Raw genomic sequence first — 15013 nt, forward strand, 5'->3', positions numbered from 1 at the left:
GTATCTGTAGTTTATGTTATTCAAATAAAGATATTTAAGTTAAGCGAATAGAAATTGAAATAATAATAGTTATCATTTAATATCTCATTGTGAGTTATCAATGAGGTTTTATTATGTACGTCTGTTTATGCCATGGTATCAGTGATAAAAAAATTGTATCCGCTATTCACAAACATGATATTCGAACTATTAACCAATTGCGTCAAGTGTTACCAGTGGGTAGCTGTTGTGGCAAATGTATACGTCAGTCTCGGCAAATCATTGATAATGAACAATCCCTTCTTTATTCCTCTATTTCAGAAGTTGCATAACAAATTTTAATATCACGCTCTCTTCTTTGTATAAAAGGTCTACACTAAAAAGACTGGAAGCAAAGGAGAATAAAAATGAAAGGTGATAAAAAAATGATAGCCCACCTTAATACATTATTAGGTGGTGAGCTTGTCGCAATAAATCAGTATTTTCTTCATGCCCGTATGTTTAAAAATTGGGGATTAACACGCCTCAATGATATGGAATACCATGAGTCTATTGATGAAATGAAACATGCTGATAAATATATTGAGAGAATTTTATTTCTTGAAGGAATTCCTAATTTGCAAGATTTAGGAAAACTCAATATAGGTGAAGATGTTGAAGAAATGCTACGTTCTGATCTTGAGCTAGAATTAGGTGGTGCGAAAGATTTACGAGAAGCCATTGCATATGCAGATTCTATTCATGATTATGTAAGCCGTGATTTAATGTTGGAAATTCTAACAGATGAAGAAGGGCACATAGACTGGATCGAAACGCAGTTAGAGCTTATCGAGCGCATCGGTCTTCAAAATTATCTTCAAGTCCAAATTGGCGAAGAATAATTTCTATATCTCTATACTGATATTTAAATAGCATAAAATAGAAATTGACATTGTTGGGTTTTATGAAATATTAGTGAATGATATTATCAATAAAGGCAGCATTTGCTGTCTTTATTTTTTTAGTATAAAAAATAAAAGTTATTTTTATCGCTGATTTTTTATTCTTGGCTTGATTTCATCTCTCAGGCAAGTATAATGCGCAGGCTCACTGATTTAGTGAGGCTGATTTATCAGCTAATGCAGATTTTTTATTGCATTAAATATAATACTCCCAATTGGGGAGTTATATGCAGAACGATTACACTCTCTCATCAATCGAAATGGGTACGAGTAGTAATCATTTACGTTTATAAAAAATAGTTGGAGCTCTGGTCTCATGCAGAACCAAAGAATCCGTATCCGCCTGAAAGCTTTTGATCATCGTCTGATTGATCAATCAACTGCGGAAATCGTAGAGACTGCTAAGCGCACTGGTGCGCAAGTTCGTGGTCCAATACCACTGCCGACTCGCAAAGAGCGTTTCACAGTGTTGATTTCTCCGCACGTTAATAAAGATGCGCGTGATCAGTATGAAATTCGCACTCACAAACGTCTGGTTGACATCGTTGAGCCAACCGAGAAAACCGTTGATGCTCTGATGCGTCTGGATCTGGCTGCCGGCGTAGACGTGCAGATCAGCCTAGGTTAATCAGGTCATCAAGCGATTGAGAGGTTGAAACAATGATTGGTTTAGTCGGTAAAAAAGTAGGAATGACTCGTATCTTCACTGAAGATGGCGTTTCAATCCCTGTAACTGTTATCGAAATTGAAAACAACCGTGTGACTCAGGTCAGAGATCTAGAGAAAGACGGTTACCGTGCCATTCAGGTCACTACTGGTAGCAAAAAAGCTAACCGTGTATTGAAACCTGAAGCTGGCCATTTTGCGAAAGCTGGCGTTGAAGCTGGTCGCTTACTACGTGAATTCCGTCTGAACGAAGGCGAAGAATACACTGTAGGCCAAAGCATTAGTGTAGAAATTTTCGCTGACGTTAAAAAAGTCGACGTTACTGGAACATCTAAAGGTAAAGGTTTTGCTGGTACTGTAAAGCGCTGGAATTTCCGTACTCAAGATGCTACCCACGGTAACTCCTTGTCTCACCGTGTACCGGGTTCTATTGGTCAAAACCAAACCCCAGGTAAGGTGTTCAAAGGCAAGAAAATGGCAGGTCAACTGGGTAACGAACAAGTTACCGTTCAGAGCCTGGAAGTAGTACGTGTTGACGCTGAGCGCAACCTGCTGCTGGTCAAAGGTGCTGTTCCAGGTGCAACTGGCAGTGACCTGATCGTTAAACCAGCTGTCAAGGCGTAACGTCGAGGAGATAGGAATGGAATTGGTAATGAAAGACGCGCAAGGCGCGCTGACTGTTTCCGAAACTACCTTCGGGCGTGACTTTAACGAAGCGCTTGTGCATCAAGTAGTCGTTGCATACGCTGCTGGTGCTCGTCAAGGTACTCGTGCTCAGAAAACCCGTGCTGAAGTTTCTGGTTCAGGCAAAAAGCCATGGCGCCAGAAAGGTACAGGTCGTGCACGTGCAGGTTCAATCAAGAGCCCAATTTGGCGCTCTGGTGGTGTTAGCTTCGCTGCTAAACCACAGGACCACAGTCAAAAAGTAAACAAAAAGATGTACCGTGGTGCTCTTAAGAGCATTCTTTCAGAATTGGTACGTCAAGATCGTCTGATAGTCGTTGAACAGTTCTCTGTTGAAGCTCCTAAAACTAAGCTTCTTGCACAGAAACTGAAAGATATGGCTCTGGAAGATGTACTGATTATCACAGCTGATGTTGATGAGAATCTGTATTTAGCAGCGCGTAACTTGTATAAAGTTGATGTACGTGATGCAGCAACAATCGATCCAGTTAGCTTAATCGCCTTCGACAAAGTCGTCATGACTGCTGACGCTGTGAAGCAAGTTGAGGAGATGCTGGCATGATCCGTGAAGAACGTCTGCTGAAAGTACTGCGCGCGCCGCATGTATCTGAAAAAGCTTCTATCGCGATGGAAAAATCAAACACCATCGTTCTCAAAGTTGCTAAAGACGCGACCAAAGCAGAGATTAAAGCAGCTGTACAAAAACTGTTTGAAGTCGAAGTTGAAAGTGTTAACACTCTGCTGATGAAAGGCAAAGTGAAACGTCACGGTCAGCGTGTTGGTCGTCGTAGCGACTGGAAAAAAGCTTACGTCACCCTGAAGGAAGGCCAGAACCTGGACTTCGTCGGCGGCGCTGAGTAAGTCGGAGGAGTAAGAACAATGGCAATTGTTAAATGTAAACCTACGTCTCCGGGCCGTCGCCACGTAGTTAAAGTGGTAAACCCTGAGCTGCATAGAGGGAAACCTTATGCGCCATTGCTGGAAAAAAACAGCAAATCCGGTGGTCGTAACAACAATGGTCGTATCACTACCCGTCATATTGGTGGTGGTCACAAACAGGCTTACCGTATTGTTGACTTCAAACGCAACAAAGATGGTATCCCTGCAACTGTAGAACGTTTGGAATATGATCCAAACCGTTCAGCTAACATCGCCTTAGTATTATATGCTGATGGTGAACGTCGCTACATTCTGGCTCCAAAAGGCCTGAAAGCTGGTGATAAAGTTCAGTCTGGCGTTGATGCAGCAATCAAAGCTGGTAACACATTACCAATGCGCAATATCCCGGTTGGTTCTACTGTTCATAACGTAGAAATGAAACCAGGTAAAGGTGGTCAATTAGCGCGTTCAGCTGGTACTTACGTTCAAATCGTTGCTCGTGATGGTGCTTATGTAACTATCCGTCTGCGTTCTGGTGAAATGCGTAAGATCCCTTCTGACTGTCGTGCGACTATCGGTGAAGTTGGTAACTCTGAACATATGTTACGCGTTCTGGGTAAAGCTGGTGCAAGTCGCTGGCGTGGTATTCGTCCTACCGTCCGCGGTACTGCGATGAACCCAGTTGATCACCCACATGGTGGTGGTGAAGGTCGTAACTTTGGTAAACACCCTGTAACACCTTGGGGCGTTCAAACCAAAGGTAAGAAGACTCGTAAAAACAAACGCACTGAACATTTCATCGTTCATCGTCGTACTAAGAAATAATTAGAGGATAAGCCATGCCACGTTCTCTCAAGAAAGGTCCTTTTATTGACCTGCACTTGCTGAAGAAGGTAGAGAAAGCGGTGGAAAGCGGTGACAAAAAGCCTGTTAAGACTTGGTCCCGTCGTTCAACGATCTTTCCTAACATGATCGGTTTGACCATCGCTGTCCATAATGGTCGTCAGCATGTTCCAGTTTACGTTTCCGACGAAATGGTTGGTCATAAACTGGGTGAATTCGCGCCGACCCGTACTTATCGCGGTCATGCAGCCGATAAAAAGGCTAAGAAAAAATAAGGTAGGAGGAAGAGATGGAAACTATAGCTATGCATCGCCACGCTCGTTCTTCTGCTCAGAAGGTTCGCCTAGTGGCAGACCTGATTCGCGGTAAGAAAGTGTCGCAAGCTCTGGAAACTCTGACCTACACCAACAAAAAAGCTGCTGGTTTAGTGAAGAAAGTACTGGAATCTGCTATTGCTAATGCAGAACACAACGATGGCGCTGATATTGATGATCTGAAAGTAGCAAAGATCTTTGTTGACGAAGGTCCTTCTATGAAACGCATTATGCCTCGTGCAAAAGGCCGTGCAGATCGTATTCTGAAGCGCACCAGCCACATCACTGTGGTTGTGTCTGATCGCTGAGACTCTGGAGACTAGCAATGGGTCAAAAAGTACATCCTAATGGTATCCGCCTTGGCATTGTCAAGCCTTGGAATTCCACATGGTATGCGGGTACCAATGAATTCGCTGACAACCTAGACAGCGATTTTAAAGTGCGCCAGTACTTAAATAAAGAACTGGCAAAAGCATCTGTATCTCGTATCGTTATCGAACGTCCTGCGAAAAGCATCCGTGTGACTATTCACACTGCTCGTCCAGGCATCGTTATCGGTAAAAAAGGTGAAGATGTTGAAAAACTGCGTAAAAACGTAGCGGAAATCGCTGGCGTTCCTGCGCAAATTAATATCGCCGAAGTACGTAAACCTGAACTGGACGCAAAATTAGTTGCTGACAGCATCGCTTCACAGCTGGAACGTCGTGTTATGTTCCGTCGTGCTATGAAACGTGCAGTACAGAACGCTATGCGTTTAGGCGCTAAAGGTATAAAAGTGGAAGTAAGTGGTCGCTTAGGTGGCGCTGAAATCGCTCGTACTGAATGGTATCGTGAAGGTCGTGTACCTCTGCACACTCTGCGTGCAGATATCGACTACAATACCTCAGAAGCACAAACCACTTATGGTGTGCTCGGCGTTAAGGTATGGATCTTCAAAGGTGAGATCCTGGGTGGTATGGCTGCAGTTGAACTGGCGGAAAAACAACCGGCAGCTCAACCTAAAAAGCAGCAGCGTAAAGGCCGCAAGTAAGGAGAGTCGCTGATGTTACAACCAAAGCGTACAAAATTCCGTAAAGTGCACAAAGGCCGTAACCGTGGCCTAGCTGCTGGTGCGGATGTAAGCTTCGGGACTTACGGTCTTAAAGCTGTGGGCCGTGGTCGTCTGACTGCACGTCAGATCGAAGCGGCACGTCGTGCAATGACCCGTGCAGTTAAGCGTCAGGGTAAAATCTGGATCCGTGTGTTCCCAGACAAGCCAATCACTGAAAAGCCGCTCGAAGTCCGTATGGGTAAAGGTAAAGGTAACGTTGAGTATTGGGTTGCCTTAATCCAGCCAGGTAAAGTCCTGTATGAAATGGATGGTGTGCCTGAAGAACTGGCCCGTGAAGCATTCAAGCTGGCGGCAGCAAAACTGCCTATCAAAACCACCTTTGTAACTAAGACGGTGATGTAATGAAAGCAAAAGAGCTGCGCGAAAAGAGCGTTGAAGAGCTGAACACTGAATTGCTGAACTTATTGCGCGAGCAGTTTAATCTGCGCATGCAAACAGCAAGTGGTCAGTTACAACAGTCTCATCTGTTGAAACAAGTGCGTCGTAATATCGCACGCGTTAAGACTTTACTGACTGAGAAGGCGGGTGCGTAATGACCGATAAAATCCGTACTCTGCAAGGTCGTGTGGTAAGTGACAAAATGGAAAAATCTATTGTTGTTGCTATCGATCGTATGGTTAAACATCCATTATATGGTAAGTTTATCCGTCGTACGACTAAACTGCATGTACATGACGAAAACAACGAATGTGGAATTGGTGACGTAGTAGAAATTCGTCAAACACGTCCACTATCTAAGACTAAGTCTTGGGCGTTAGTTCGCGTTGTAGAAAAAGCTGTTCTGTAATAAAATAGCCTTTTCGTACGAAATAAACGGCTCAAAAACGAAAGAGCCGTTTATTTTTTCTGTCCATAGCGAGAATGTGGTGTTATAATGCCGCTCCCTCGTATTATGGGATATTGAATGGCCTCTTCTAATGTGGAAGTGGCTCAGTAGTAGTTGACATTTAGCGGAGCACTAAAATGATCCAAGAACAGACTATGCTGAACGTGGCCGACAACTCCGGTGCACGTCGCGTAATGTGTATCAAGGTTCTAGGTGGCTCGCACCGTCGCTACGCAGATGTAGGTGACATCATCAAAATTACCATCAAGGAAGCAATTCCACGTGGTAAAGTTAAGAAAGGTGATGTACTGAAAGCGGTAGTGGTGCGCACCAAGAAGGGTGTTCGTCGCCCTGACGGTTCTGTCATTCGCTTCGATAGCAACGCTTGTGTATTGTTAAACAACAACAACGAGCAAGTTATTGGTACGCGTATTTTTGGGCCGGTGACTCGTGAACTTCGTAATGAGAAGTTTATGAAAATTATCTCTCTGGCACCTGAAGTACTCTAAGGAGCAGGACATGGCAGCGAAAATCCGTCGTGAAGACGAAGTTATCGTGCTAACTGGTAAAGATAAAGGTAAGCGCGGTAAAGTAAAACAGGTTCTTTCTTCTGGTAAAGTTATCGTTGAAGGTATTAATCTGGTTAAAAAACATCAGAAGCCAGTTCCGGCTCTGAATCAACCAGGTGGCATCGTTGAAAAAGAAGCTGCAATTCAAGTTTCTAACGTTGCACTCTTCAATGCGGCAACCGGTAAGGCTGACCGTGTAGGTTTTAGATTCGAAGACGGCAAAAAAGTTCGTTTCTTCAAGTCTAATAAAGAAACTATCAAGTAATTTGGAGTATACGATGGCGAAACTGCATGATTACTACAAAGACGAGGTAGTCCAAAATCTGATGACTCAGTTTGGTTACCATTCTGTCATGCAAGTCCCACGGGTCGAGAAGATCACCCTGAATATGGGTGTTGGTGAAGCGATTGTTGATAAAAAACTGCTGGATAATGCAGCAGCTGATTTAGCAGCAATCTCAGGTCAAAAACCTTTGATCACCAAAGCACGCAAATCTGTTGCAGGCTTCAAAATCCGCCAGGGCTATCCGATCGGCTGTAAAGTGACCCTGCGTGGCGAACGCATGTGGGAATTCTTTGAACGTCTGATCTCAATTGCTGTACCACGTATCCGTGACTTCCGTGGTTTGTCCGCTAAATCATTTGATGGACGTGGTAACTACAGCATGGGCGTACGTGAACAAATCATCTTCCCTGAAATCGATTACGATAAAGTGGATCGTGTTCGTGGTTTGGATATTACCATTACTACGACTGCGAAATCAGATGATGAAGGTCGCGCACTGTTATCAGCGTTTAACTTCCCGTTTCGCAAGTAAGGCAGGGCATTCATGGCTAAGAAATCTATGAAAGCACGTGATGTAAAACGTGCACATTTAGCTGAGAAATTCTTCGCAAAACGCGCAGAACTGAAAGCTATCGTTTCAGATGTTAACGTATCTGATGAAGATCGTTGGGATGCTGTTCTGAAACTGCAAACACTGCCACGTGATTCAAGTCCTTCTCGTCAGCGTAACCGCTGCCGTCAAACTGGACGTCCGCATGGTTTCCTGCGGAAATTTGGCCTAAGCCGTATTAAAGTCCGTGAAGCCGCTATGCGCGGTGAAATTCCGGGCCTTAGAAAGGCTAGCTGGTAATCACCATAATTGAATCACGGGAGTAAAGACAGATGAGCATGCAAGATCCCATCGCGGATATGCTGACCCGTATCCGTAACGGTCAGGCCGCGAATAAAGTTGCGGTCACAATGCCTTCCTCCAAGCTGAAAGTGGCGATTGCCAACGTGCTTAAGGAAGAAGGTTATATCGAAGATTTTAAAATTGAAGGCGACACTAAGCTTGAATTGGAACTGACTTTAAAATATTTCCAAGGTAAAGCTGTAGTAGAAAGCATTCAGCGCGTAAGTCGTCCAAGTCTGCGCATCTATAAAAGAAAAGATGAGCTGCCACAAGTTATGGCAGGACTGGGCATTGCTGTTGTTTCTACCTCAAAAGGTGTTATGACTGATCGTGCAGCTCGCCAAGCAGGTCTTGGTGGCGAGATTATCTGCTACGTAGCTTAATTCGGGAGGAAAGAATGTCTCGTGTGGCAAAAGCACCCGTCGTCATTCCTGCCGGCGTAGAGGTTAAACTCAACGGTCAGGTAATTACGATTAAGGGTAAAAACGGCGAGCTAACTCGTACTATCCATAATGCAGTTGAAATTAAACATGCTGATAACCAATTAACTTTCGCTCCACGCGATGGTTTTGCAGATGCATGGGCACAAGCGGGTACTACTCGCTCACTGCTTAATGCAATGGTTGTGGGTGTTACTGAAGGCTTCACTAAGAAACTGCAACTGGTAGGTGTAGGTTATCGTGCGTCTATAAAAGGCAATGCAGTTAACTTATCAGTAGGTTATTCACATCCTGTGGAACACCAACTGCCAGCAGGCATCACTGCTGAGTGTCCAACACAAACTGAAATCGTACTGAAAGGTGCGGATAAGCAAGTGATTGGCCAAGTAGCAGCTGAACTGCGTGCTTACCGTCGCCCTGAGCCTTATAAAGGTAAAGGTATTCGTTACGCCGACGAAGTTGTGCGTATCAAAGAGGCTAAGAAGAAGTAAGGTAACACTATGGATAAGAAAGCAGCTCGTATCCGTCGTGCGACCCGCGCACGCCGCAAGCTCCAGGAACTGGGTGCGACTCGCCTGGTGGTACATCGTACCCCACGCCATATTTATGCGCAGGTTATTGCACCAAACGGTTCTGAAACTTTGGTGGCCGCTTCTACTACAGAAAAAGCTATCATTGAGCAACTGAAAAACACTGGAAACAAAGACGCCGCAGCAGTAGTTGGTAAAATTGTTGCTGAACGTGCTCTGGAAAAAGGTATCAAAGTAGTATCATTTGACCGTTCCGGTTTCCAATATCATGGTCGAGTCCAGGCACTGGCAGATGCTGCCCGTGAAGCTGGCCTTCAGTTCTAAGGTAGGAGTGTAAGATGGCTCACATCGAGAAACAAGCTGGCGAACTGCAGGAAAAGCTGATCGCGGTAAACCGCGTATCTAAAACCGTTAAAGGTGGTCGTATCTTTAGCTTCACCGCTCTTACAGTAGTTGGTGATGGTAATGGCCGCGTTGGTTTTGGATATGGCAAAGCTCGCGAAGTTCCGGCAGCAATCCAGAAAGCGATGGAAAAAGCCCGTCGCAATATGAAAACCGTCGCTTTAAACAACGGTACTCTGTTCCACCCTGTTAAAGGTACTCACACAGGCTCACGCGTATTTATGCAGCCTGCTCACGAAGGTACTGGTATCATCGCAGGTGGTGCAATGCGTGCAGTTCTAGAAGTGGCTGGCGTTCGTAACGTACTGGCTAAAACCTATGGTTCCACTAACCCGATTAACGTGGTTCGTGCAACACTGGACGCTTTAGATAGCATGAAGTCTCCAGAAATGGTCGCAGCTAAGCGTGGTAAATCCGTTGAAGAAATTCTGGGGTAATGACCATGGCTAAGACTATTAAGATTACTCAAACTCGCAGCTTAATCGGCCGTTTGCCTAAACATAAGGCAACAATGACTGGTTTAGGTCTGCGTCGCATCGGTCACACTGTAGAACGCGAAGATACACCAGCAGTTCGCGGTATGATCAACTTGGTTTCCTATATGGTTAAAGTTGAGGAGTAAGAGATGCGTTTAAATACTCTGTCTCCGGCTGAAGGTGCCAAGCATGCGCCTAAACGTGTAGGTCGTGGTATTGGTTCTGGCCTAGGTAAAACTGGCGGCCGTGGTCACAAAGGTCAGAAGTCTCGTTCTGGCGGTGGCGTACGTCGTGGTTTTGAAGGTGGTCAGATGCCTTTATACCGTCGTTTACCAAAATTTGGTTTTACTTCACGTAAATCATTCGTGACTGCGGAAATCCGTCTGTCTGATTTAGCTTACGTTGAAGGCGATGTTATCGATCTGAATGCACTGAAAGCCGCAAACGTTGTTGGCCCACAGATTGAATTTGCAAAAGTAATTCTTTCAGGTGAGGTTAACCGTGCAGTGACTATTCGTGGTCTGCGTGTTACCAAAGGTGCCCGTGCAGCAATCGAATCAGCTGGCGGTAAAATTGAGGAATAAGTGACAGATGGCTAAACAACCAGGTTTAGATTTTCAGAGTGCTAAAGGTGGTGTAGGTGAACTTAAACGCAGACTTCTGTTTGTTCTAGGTGCACTGATTGTCTTTAGGATTGGCTCTTTTATTCCTATTCCTGGTATTGATGCCACTGTGCTTGCCAAATTGCTCGATCAGCAAAAAGGCACCATCATTGAGATGTTTAACATGTTCTCTGGTGGTGCACTTAGCCGTGCTTCTATCTTTGCGCTGGGTATCATGCCTTATATTTCGGCATCGATTATTATCCAACTCTTATCAGTGGTTAACCCTCGATTAGCAGAGATTAAGAAGGAAGGGGAGGCAGGTCGTCGTAAGATCAGCCAATATACCCGATATGGTACTTTGGTGCTGGCGATATTCCAATCTATTGGGATAGCAACCGGTCTACCAAATATGCCTGGAATGCAAGGTTTGGTGATTAATCCAGGTCTTCCATTCTATATTACGGCTGTTGTGAGCTTAGTAACAGGAACTATGTTCCTTATGTGGCTAGGTGAACAAATTACTGAACGTGGTATTGGTAATGGTATCTCAATAATTATCTTTGCAGGTATCGTTGCAGGCCTTCCGCCTGCCATTGGTCAAACCATCGAGCAGGCCCGGCAAGGCAATTTGCACTTCCTCCTGTTATTGCTGGTTGCAGTATTAGTGTTTGCGGTTACTTTCTTTGTTGTATTTGTAGAAAGAGGACAACGTCGTATCGTTGTTAACTATGCAAAACGTCAACAAGGGCGTAGAATATACGCGGCACAAAGTACACATCTACCACTTAAAGTAAATATGGCGGGTGTTATACCAGCAATTTTTGCTTCAAGTATTATCCTGTTTCCTGGTACAATAACCTCTTGGTTTGGCGATGGTACAGGATGGGGTTGGTTGTCTGTGATTTCTTCAAATCTACAACCCGGCCAGCCTATTTATGTGTTACTATATGCTGCTGCAATCATCTTCTTCTGTTTCTTCTATACAGCGTTGGTTTTCAACCCTAGAGAAACGGCAGATAACCTGAAGAAGTCCGGTGCATTTGTACCAGGAATTCGCCCGGGAGAGCAGACGGCTAAATATATAGATAAAGTAATGACTCGCTTAACCTTAATAGGTGCGTTGTATATTACCTTTATCTGTCTCATCCCGGAGTTCATGCGTGACGCAATGAATGTACCTTTCTATTTTGGTGGTACATCCCTCTTAATCGTGGTTGTGGTCATCATGGATTTTATGGCTCAAGTGCAAACTCTTCTGATGTCAAGTCAGTACGAGTCTGCATTGAAAAAAGCAAACCTTAAAGGTTAATTACTGATAATTGGTTTGTTTTAGAAGTTACGGAGAGTAAAAATGAAAGTTCGTGCTTCCGTCAAGAAAATGTGCCGTAACTGCAAAATTGTTAGACGTAACGGTCACGTTCGTGTAATTTGCAGCGTCGAGCCTAAGCATAAACAGCGTCAAGGCTAATTTATTGCATTTTTTTCTTGCAAAGTTCGGTTGAGCTGGCTAAATTAGCCAGCCCAATCTTTTATAATATATACAGTATTGTTTGAGTATCCTGAAAACGGGCTTTTCAGAATGGTATTGTATAAATAGTTAATTAGGAGTGCATAGTGGCCCGTATAGCAGGCATTAACATTCCTGATCATAAACATACCGTAATCGCTTTAACATCGATTTACGGCATTGGTAAAACTCGCTCACAGGCTATCTGTGAAGCTGCGGGTATTGCTGAAAATGTTAAGATCAGTGAGCTGTCTGAAGAGCAAATCGACAAGCTGCGTGACGAAGTTGCCAAATACGTTGTAGAAGGTGATCTACGTCGTGAAGTTACCCTGAGCATCAAACGTCTGATGGATCTTGGTACTTATCGTGGTTTACGTCATCGTCGTGGTCTACCAGTTCGCGGTCAGCGTACTAAGACTAACGCACGTACCCGTAAGGGTCCGCGTAAGCCGATCAAGAAATAATCGGGGTATTTGAACAATGGCAAAAGCACCTATTCGTGCACGCAAGCGTGTAAGAAAACAAGTCTCTGACGGTGTGGCTCATATCCATGCTTCTTTCAACAACACAATCGTTACTATTACAGATCGTCAAGGTAATGCATTGGGTTGGGCTACTGCCGGTGGTTCCGGTTTCCGTGGTTCTCGTAAGTCAACTCCGTTTGCAGCTCAAGTTGCAGCAGAACGTTGTGCTGAAGCTGTAAAAGAGTACGGAATTAAGAACCTGGAAGTTATGGTAAAAGGACCTGGTCCTGGTCGTGAGTCAACTATCCGTGCATTAAACGCGGCTGGTTTCCGCATCACTAATATTACTGATGTGACTCCGATTCCTCATAACGGTTGTCGTCCACCGAAAAAACGTCGCGTTTAATTACGTTTTCGTTTTTAGGAAAGTTGGAGAAAGAAAATGGCTAGATATTTGGGTCCTAAGCTCAAGCTGAGCCGCCGCGAAGGTACAGATTTATTCTTAAAATCTGGCGTTCGAGCGATTGACACCAAGTGTAAACTGGAACAAGCACCAGGTCAGCACGGCGCACGTAAACCACGTCTGTCTGATTACGGTGTTCAGTTACGTGAAAAACAAAAAGTACGTCGTATTTACGGTGTTCTAGAACGTCAATTCCGTAACTACTACAAAGAAGCAACTCGTCTGAAAGGCAACACAGGTGAAAATCTGTTAAACTTGCTAGAAGGTCGTCTGGATAACGTTGTTTATCGTATGGGCTTTGGCGCAACTCGCGCAGAAGCACGTCAGATGGTTAGCCATAAAGCAATCATGGTAAATGGTCGCGTGGTTAACATTGCTTCTTATCAGGTTTCCCCGAATGACGTAGTCAGCGTTCGCGAAAAATCGAAAAAACAGTCTCGTATTAAGGCTGCTTTAGAGCTGGCTGAACAGCGTGAAAAGCCAACATGGCTGGAAGTTGATGCTGCTAAGATGGAAGGTGTGTTCAAACGTATTCCTGAACGTACTGATTTATCTGCTGACATTAACGAGCACCTGATCGTCGAGCTTTACTCCAAGTAAGGCTTAGCACCAAAGAGAGGACACAATGCAGGGTTCTGTGACAGAGTTTCTAAAACCGCGCCTGGTTGATATCGAGCAAGTCAGTTCGACGCACGCCAAGGTGACCCTTGAGCCATTAGAGAGAGGCTTTGGCCATACTCTAGGCAACGCACTGCGCCGTATTCTGCTTTCGTCTATGCCGGGTTGTGCGGTAACAGAGGTTGAGATTGATGGTGTACTGCATGAGTACAGCACCAAAGAAGGTGTTCAGGAAGATATCCTAGAAATACTGCTCAACCTTAAGGGGTTGGCGGTAAAAGTTCATGGTAAAGATGAAGTTATTCTTACTTTGAATAAATCTGGCATTGGCCCTGTTATTGCAGCCGATATCACCCATGATGGTGATGTCGAAATCGTCAAGCCTCAGCACGTTATCTGCCACCTTACAGACGAAAACGCATCAATAAATATGCGTATCAAAGTTCAGCGTGGTCGTGGTTATGTGCCGGCTTCTGCCCGAATTCATTCGGAAGAAGATGAGCGCCCTATCGGTCGCCTATTAGTAGATGCGTGCTACAGCCCAGTTGAGCGTATAGCTTATAATGTGGAAGCAGCTCGTGTTGAACAGCGTACCGACTTGGATAAGCTGGTAATCGAGATGGAAACTAACGGTACTATCGATCCAGAAGAATCGATTCGCCGTGCAGCGACTATCCTGGCTGAACAGCTTGAAGCTTTTGTTGACTTACGTGATGTTCGTCAGCCTGAAGTTAAAGAAGAGAAGCCAGAGTTCGATCCGATTCTGCTGCGCCCAGTTGACGATCTTGAATTGACTGTCCGCTCTGCTAACTGTCTGAAGGCAGAAGCAATCCACTACATCGGTGATCTGGTACAGCGTACTGAAGTTGAATTACTTAAGACGCCTAACCTTGGTAAGAAATCTCTTACTGAGATTAAAGACGTACTGGCGTCGCGTGGTTTATCTCTTGGCATGCGCCTTGAGAATTGGCCACCTGCAAGTATCGCTGATGAATAAGATCACAGGTTAAGGTTTTACTGAGAAGGATAAGGTCATGCGCCATCGTAAGAGTGGTCGTCAATTGAACCGCAACAGCAGCCATCGTCAGGCAATGTTTCGTAACATGGCAGGTTCTTTAGTTCGTCATGAAATCATCAAGACAACTTTGCCTAAAGCGAAAGAATTGCGTCGCGTCGTTGAGCCGCTGATTACTCTTGCCAAGACCGACAGCGTAGCTAATCGTCGTCTGGCATTCGCCCGTACTCGTGATAACGAAGTCGTGGCAAAACTGTTTACAGTATTAGGTCCGCGTTTTGCGAGCCGTGCAGGTGGTTACACTCGTATTCTGAAGTGTGGCTTCCGTGCAGGTGACAACGCTCCAATGGCTTACATTGAGCTTGTTGACCGTGCTGATTCTGAAACAGAAGCAGCAGCTGAATAATTTAAATATTATTTAGTGAAGCGAATAAAAAGACCGGATTTTTAATCCGGTTTTTTTATATCTATTGAAAAATGTTATTCACAGGATGTAAAGGTTT

30 protein-coding genes are annotated in these 15013 nt (G+C 44.6%); all 30 read left to right on the forward strand.

What is annotated here, in order from left to right:
- Nucleotides 1–113 precede the first annotated feature (113 nt).
- The 30 genes from bfd to rplQ all read left to right on the forward strand — a co-directional run bounded on the left by bfd (nt 114) and on the right by rplQ (nt 14916).
- Nucleotides 114–311 carry a bacterioferritin-associated ferredoxin gene (bfd, locus tag M983_RS17060; RefSeq protein ID WP_074388160.1) on the forward strand — a complete coding sequence of 66 codons (198 nt, stop codon included), beginning with the start codon at nt 114–116 and terminating at the stop codon, nt 309–311.
- A gap of 75 nt (nt 312–386) precedes the next feature.
- Nucleotides 387–860, forward strand: a complete 474-nt coding sequence (gene bfr / locus M983_RS09080) for a bacterioferritin (RefSeq protein WP_066749753.1) — start codon at nt 387–389, stop codon at nt 858–860.
- 376 nt (nt 861–1236) lie between these two features.
- Nucleotides 1237–1548 (forward strand): 30S ribosomal protein S10, encoded by a 312-nt coding sequence (gene rpsJ / locus M983_RS09085; protein ID WP_001181005.1) that lies wholly within the window; start codon nt 1237–1239, stop codon nt 1546–1548.
- 32 nt (nt 1549–1580) lie between these two features.
- Nucleotides 1581–2210: a 50S ribosomal protein L3 gene (rplC, locus tag M983_RS09090; RefSeq protein ID WP_023583465.1), complete on the forward strand. Its 630-nt coding sequence runs from the start codon at nt 1581–1583 to the stop codon at nt 2208–2210.
- Nucleotides 2211–2226: 16 nt separating this feature from the next.
- On the forward strand, nt 2227–2832 hold the full coding sequence (gene rplD, locus M983_RS09095) for a 50S ribosomal protein L4 (RefSeq protein ID WP_066749754.1): 606 nt from the start codon (nt 2227–2229) through the stop codon (nt 2830–2832).
- Complete coding sequence (gene rplW, locus M983_RS09100; RefSeq protein ID WP_066749755.1) at nt 2829–3131, forward strand: 50S ribosomal protein L23; 303 nt, start codon at nt 2829–2831, stop codon at nt 3129–3131. The genes rplD and rplW overlap by 4 nt, the downstream gene beginning before the upstream one ends.
- An 18-nt stretch (nt 3132–3149) precedes the next feature.
- Nucleotides 3150–3974 carry a 50S ribosomal protein L2 gene (gene rplB, locus M983_RS09105; RefSeq protein WP_066749756.1) on the forward strand — a complete coding sequence of 275 codons (825 nt, stop codon included), beginning with the start codon at nt 3150–3152 and terminating at the stop codon, nt 3972–3974.
- A 14-nt stretch (nt 3975–3988) separates the two neighbouring features.
- Entirely contained in the window at nt 3989–4267 is a 279-nt protein-coding gene (gene rpsS, locus M983_RS09110) for a 30S ribosomal protein S19 (protein ID WP_004246960.1), read from the forward strand.
- Nucleotides 4268–4281: 14 nt separating this feature from the next.
- Nucleotides 4282–4614 carry a 50S ribosomal protein L22 gene (rplV, locus tag M983_RS09115; protein WP_064718509.1) on the forward strand — a complete coding sequence of 111 codons (333 nt, stop codon included), beginning with the start codon at nt 4282–4284 and terminating at the stop codon, nt 4612–4614.
- 17 nt (nt 4615–4631) lie between these two features.
- Entirely contained in the window at nt 4632–5336 is a 705-nt protein-coding gene (rpsC, locus tag M983_RS09120; protein WP_066749757.1) for a 30S ribosomal protein S3, read from the forward strand.
- Nucleotides 5337–5348: 12 nt separating this feature from the next.
- A complete protein-coding gene (gene rplP, locus M983_RS09125) occupies nt 5349–5759 on the forward strand; it encodes a 50S ribosomal protein L16 (protein WP_006535500.1) in 411 nt (136 codons plus the stop codon).
- On the forward strand, nt 5759–5950 hold the full coding sequence (gene rpmC / locus M983_RS09130) for a 50S ribosomal protein L29 (protein WP_064718511.1): 192 nt from the start codon (nt 5759–5761) through the stop codon (nt 5948–5950). Before rplP ends, rpmC begins: the two co-directional genes overlap by 1 nt.
- Nucleotides 5950–6204 (forward strand): 30S ribosomal protein S17, encoded by a 255-nt coding sequence (rpsQ, locus tag M983_RS09135; RefSeq protein WP_023583468.1) that lies wholly within the window; start codon nt 5950–5952, stop codon nt 6202–6204. The genes rpmC and rpsQ overlap by 1 nt, the downstream gene beginning before the upstream one ends.
- 176 nt (nt 6205–6380) lie before the next feature.
- The gene (gene rplN / locus M983_RS09140) at nt 6381–6752 is read left to right on the forward strand and encodes a 50S ribosomal protein L14 (protein ID WP_066749758.1); all 372 of its coding nucleotides are present in this window, start codon (nt 6381–6383) and stop codon (nt 6750–6752) included.
- Nucleotides 6753–6762: 10 nt separating this feature from the next.
- The gene (gene rplX / locus M983_RS09145; RefSeq protein WP_064718513.1) at nt 6763–7077 is read left to right on the forward strand and encodes a 50S ribosomal protein L24; all 315 of its coding nucleotides are present in this window, start codon (nt 6763–6765) and stop codon (nt 7075–7077) included.
- Between the two features lie 13 nt (nt 7078–7090).
- On the forward strand, nt 7091–7630 hold the full coding sequence (gene rplE, locus M983_RS09150; RefSeq protein WP_066749759.1) for a 50S ribosomal protein L5: 540 nt from the start codon (nt 7091–7093) through the stop codon (nt 7628–7630).
- Between the two features lie 12 nt (nt 7631–7642).
- Entirely contained in the window at nt 7643–7948 is a 306-nt protein-coding gene (rpsN, locus tag M983_RS09155; protein WP_066749760.1) for a 30S ribosomal protein S14, read from the forward strand.
- 32 nt (nt 7949–7980) lie between these two features.
- Nucleotides 7981–8373 (forward strand): 30S ribosomal protein S8, encoded by a 393-nt coding sequence (rpsH, locus tag M983_RS09160; protein WP_066749761.1) that lies wholly within the window; start codon nt 7981–7983, stop codon nt 8371–8373.
- 14 nt (nt 8374–8387) lie between these two features.
- On the forward strand, nt 8388–8921 hold the full coding sequence (rplF, locus tag M983_RS09165) for a 50S ribosomal protein L6 (protein WP_066749762.1): 534 nt from the start codon (nt 8388–8390) through the stop codon (nt 8919–8921).
- Nucleotides 8922–8930: 9 nt separating this feature from the next.
- Nucleotides 8931–9284 carry a 50S ribosomal protein L18 gene (gene rplR, locus M983_RS09170; RefSeq protein WP_064718516.1) on the forward strand — a complete coding sequence of 118 codons (354 nt, stop codon included), beginning with the start codon at nt 8931–8933 and terminating at the stop codon, nt 9282–9284.
- A gap of 14 nt (nt 9285–9298) precedes the next feature.
- Nucleotides 9299–9799, forward strand: coding sequence for a 30S ribosomal protein S5 (gene rpsE / locus M983_RS09175; protein WP_004238615.1), 501 nt, complete (start codon nt 9299–9301; stop codon nt 9797–9799).
- Between the two features lie 5 nt (nt 9800–9804).
- On the forward strand, nt 9805–9984 hold the full coding sequence (gene rpmD / locus M983_RS09180) for a 50S ribosomal protein L30 (RefSeq protein ID WP_036914634.1): 180 nt from the start codon (nt 9805–9807) through the stop codon (nt 9982–9984).
- Nucleotides 9985–9987: 3 nt separating this feature from the next.
- Nucleotides 9988–10422, forward strand: a complete 435-nt coding sequence (gene rplO / locus M983_RS09185; RefSeq protein WP_066749763.1) for a 50S ribosomal protein L15 — start codon at nt 9988–9990, stop codon at nt 10420–10422.
- A 7-nt stretch (nt 10423–10429) separates the two neighbouring features.
- Nucleotides 10430–11752, forward strand: coding sequence for a preprotein translocase subunit SecY (gene secY, locus M983_RS09190; RefSeq protein ID WP_066749764.1), 1323 nt, complete (start codon nt 10430–10432; stop codon nt 11750–11752).
- 42 nt (nt 11753–11794) lie between these two features.
- On the forward strand, nt 11795–11911 hold the full coding sequence (rpmJ, locus tag M983_RS17065; RefSeq protein ID WP_074388161.1) for a 50S ribosomal protein L36: 117 nt from the start codon (nt 11795–11797) through the stop codon (nt 11909–11911).
- A gap of 146 nt (nt 11912–12057) precedes the next feature.
- Nucleotides 12058–12414, forward strand: coding sequence for a 30S ribosomal protein S13 (rpsM, locus tag M983_RS09195; RefSeq protein ID WP_066749765.1), 357 nt, complete (start codon nt 12058–12060; stop codon nt 12412–12414).
- 16 nt (nt 12415–12430) lie between these two features.
- Complete coding sequence (rpsK, locus tag M983_RS09200; RefSeq protein ID WP_002919257.1) at nt 12431–12820, forward strand: 30S ribosomal protein S11; 390 nt, start codon at nt 12431–12433, stop codon at nt 12818–12820.
- A 36-nt stretch (nt 12821–12856) separates the two neighbouring features.
- Entirely contained in the window at nt 12857–13477 is a 621-nt protein-coding gene (rpsD, locus tag M983_RS09205; protein ID WP_066749766.1) for a 30S ribosomal protein S4, read from the forward strand.
- 25 nt (nt 13478–13502) lie between these two features.
- Complete coding sequence (locus M983_RS09210) at nt 13503–14492, forward strand: DNA-directed RNA polymerase subunit alpha (RefSeq protein ID WP_066749767.1); 990 nt, start codon at nt 13503–13505, stop codon at nt 14490–14492.
- Between the two features lie 37 nt (nt 14493–14529).
- A complete protein-coding gene (gene rplQ / locus M983_RS09215; protein WP_004246940.1) occupies nt 14530–14916 on the forward strand; it encodes a 50S ribosomal protein L17 in 387 nt (128 codons plus the stop codon).
- Nucleotides 14917–15013 lie beyond the last annotated feature (97 nt).

This window comes from Proteus myxofaciens ATCC 19692 (assembly GCF_001654855.1).
GTDB lineage: Bacteria > Pseudomonadota > Gammaproteobacteria > Enterobacterales > Enterobacteriaceae > Proteus > Proteus myxofaciens.